3 protein-coding genes are annotated in these 2,115 nt (G+C 47.3%); all 3 read right to left on the bottom strand.

Annotated features, from left to right (window positions below; all coding sequences use genetic code 11):
- A partial coding sequence (locus tag C7N83_RS13680; protein WP_106743265.1) for a nucleotide-binding protein occupies positions 1-683 on the bottom strand: 683 nt, incomplete at its 3' end.
- A gap of 149 nt (positions 684-832) precedes the next feature.
- Positions 833-1,360: a TrbM/KikA/MpfK family conjugal transfer protein gene (locus C7N83_RS13685; RefSeq protein ID WP_106743266.1), complete on the bottom strand. Its 528-nt coding sequence runs from the start codon at positions 1,358-1,360 to the stop codon at positions 833-835.
- Between the two features lie 131 nt (positions 1,361-1,491).
- Positions 1,492-1,659, bottom strand: a complete 168-nt coding sequence (locus tag C7N83_RS15045) for a hypothetical protein (RefSeq protein WP_170064930.1) — start codon at positions 1,657-1,659, stop codon at positions 1,492-1,494.
- Positions 1,660-2,115 lie beyond the last annotated feature (456 nt).

Genomic DNA, 2,115 nt, shown 5'->3' on the forward strand with positions numbered 1-2,115 from the left:
TGCACCGTGCGCAAGCGTTGGCGCGGCATCAGGCCGAACAATTCCGAAGATTGGGCTTCGCTCAAGGTCAGATTCGCGCTGGTCATTTTTTTAATGTCCGCGCCGAATGTATCAGGGTTGCGGTTCACGATATGGACAATGCCGCTGATACGGTCTTTGTTTTGCTGATATACCTTAAATTCGGCAAAGCCTTTGCTGTCTTGTTCGATGCTGCCCTGAAAGTCGTTTAGCCATACCACCACATCAGCCTGAAGTGCATTCAATGTTTGCGACAAACCGGTCAAGCAGTCATTCAGGGCTTGGCCGCCGCTCAATGGGATATGAATTACCATGCGGACACCGTTTTCAGCCAAGAAAGCCGGTACTTCGTTTTCCGCAAGATAAGACATCAGCGGCACGAAAGTAGCCGCGCCGTTGTCAATCACACCGACACCGTCTTTTTCAACCAACTGCTCAATCAGACAGTCAAAAAAGCGGGAATCAATGTTGTTGGCTTCCGTCAGAATCTTGATGATTTCCGGCTGCAAGCTCTGATAACGGCTGAAAGTCGGGTTTACCGGGTCGGTATCGAAACACCAAACCGGCATTTCAGAATGGGTTTTCAGATAATCGGCGAGAAACGCGGAGATAGTCGATTTACCGACACCGCCCTTACCTTGGGCAATAAAATGAACTTCTTTCATGGCATAACCTTTCGTATTCGTTATTGGACACTTTTCACAAAAAGAAGCCTGCTTGTTTGAAACAGGCTTTCGTTTGTAAAAAAGGCAGCCCCGTAGGACTGCCGTTAAGCTGCTCGGCATTTATGCCACATACTCAAGCAGGAGTGAACTTACTGTACATCAACCCATTTGCCGCCGTTTTTCTCTTCGCCGGCATAGCGCACCGAATCGGCCGCAGTCGTCCAACCGTGGTCAAAATACGCCTTGCAATAGCTAGGGTAGGCATTGCGGACATACGTTACTTTAGTGTCCGTACAATAGCGGCCACCGGCCTTTTGCGAACGGTAATAACATTTTTGCGTGGTATAAGTGGCACGCATCACACGGTTCAATTCAGCCGCATCACAACGGCCTGCACCGTTGGCAATGGCATTAACCAGTTGCGGCATATTTTCCTCTTTGCTTGCCGGACACAAATTTAAAAAATTCAGACGGCCTTTGACGGTGTCCGACAACTTTTTATGTTTGATAGAAAAGTAGCGTTTGATAGACGGCGCACACTCGCCCGGGCGGTCACCCGAAGAAAGGCATAAAACCACTTCACAAGCCAGCCGCACATCACCGGTCAGCAAATCACCAGCATACGCCGCCGGAACAGCGGCCACCATCACCGCCACAGCCAATAAAGACTTCTTCATTTTTACCCTCCCACACGTTCCACATCGGAACAGATATTGCATTGAAAGACGAAAAAAAGGATAATCACCGTACCCCTACGAGAGATTATCCATTTCTCCTGAAAAGCCGCTTTTGAAAGAAAGCGGTTTTTCTATTGCCATACAATCGCCTTTACCTGAAACTTCGTACCCGTCTGCACGATATTGGCGCATAATTTGCCGTTTCGCCGCATCAGCAAATCAACCTGTTTGGTTGCGGCCTTACGGCTCTGATAAGTACCTACCACAAACTCTTTTACCGGTTTACGCATTGCTTTCATGATGTTTCCTTTCTAAAGATAAAAATAGTAAGAGTACCCCTACTTATACTGGTTTTGTCCAATCGTTACGGTTTACAACCTGTTCGCTATCTGCATAGCGAATACGTTCGCCATTGAGTGATACATACCGGCTACCGAAAACAACTATCTTCAAACAATTGTCCCGTACCTTTTTCAGCACGTTGCAATACATCAGATAATAGATTTTGGAACGGCTGTTCAATGAATGCGTGCACGCCAAATAATGCTGCCTTTTCCACTTATCGGGCGGTCTACCTTTGCAGATAGTTCGTTTCGTTCTCATCTTTATTCCTTAAAGTAAAGGCCGTCTGAACCATTTCAGACGGCCTTTAAACCGTTAATCTTAGCGCAGGGCTTCCACCTGCTCCCCAACCTGTTACCGGTAGTCAGTCTCTATCAAGGACATCTCGAAAATACAGCAAAGACTGATAAGAC

Source organism: Neisseria iguanae, assembly GCF_003013245.1.
GTDB classification, from domain to species: Bacteria; Pseudomonadota; Gammaproteobacteria; order Burkholderiales; family Neisseriaceae; genus Neisseria; species Neisseria iguanae.